Source organism: Alcanivorax sp. HI0083 (assembly GCF_001635175.1).
Genome location: NZ_LWFX01001782.1, coordinates 1 through 603 on the forward strand (window position 1 = coordinate 1; position 603 = coordinate 603).

1 protein-coding gene is annotated in these 603 nt (G+C 58.2%); it reads left to right on the forward strand.

Features of this window, described 5'->3' with window-relative positions:
* Positions 1-54: 54 nt before the first annotated feature.
* Positions 55-603, forward strand: a 549-nt coding sequence (aroE, locus tag A3754_RS25745; RefSeq protein WP_063521720.1) for a shikimate dehydrogenase, incomplete at its 3' end; no start/stop codon positions are given.

The following is a 603-nucleotide window of genomic DNA, read 5'->3' on the forward strand; positions in this document are numbered from 1 at the left end:
AGGCAGTGCCGAGATTGAGCTTTACCAGAAATTTTTGATTCACCGGGAGTGGGTATGACGGCTGAGAAAACCGCGTTAGAGGCTGGGTTATATTGTGTTTTTGGCAATCCAGTGAGTCATTCCCGCTCGCCGGATATTCACCATGCGTTTGCCGCTCAGCGTAGCGACGCTGTGCAGTATGAAAAGCGTGAAGCGCCGTTGGATGATTTTGCCGGCGCGGTTCAGGCTTTTCGGAATGCCGGCGGGTTGGGCGCCAATGTCACGGTACCCTTCAAAGAACAGGCTTTTGCATTGTGCGATGCCATCACCGAGCGAGCCGACCAGGCCGGTGCAGTGAATACCCTGTGGTGGGATGGCGAGCAGTTGCACGGCGATAACACCGATGGCGCCGGGCTGGTGAAAGATATCTGCGACAATCAGGGCTGGAGCATCCGTAAAAAACGGGTGCTGATCCTGGGCGCAGGCGGGGCAGTACGCGGTGTGCTGGGGCCGTTGCTGGCGGAAGAGCCCACCTTGTTGCGCATTGCCAACCGAAGCAAAGAGAAAGCGGAAACGCTGGCCGCCAACGTGATGAAAGGCGAAGGGCCGCCGGTGTTGGGCGGC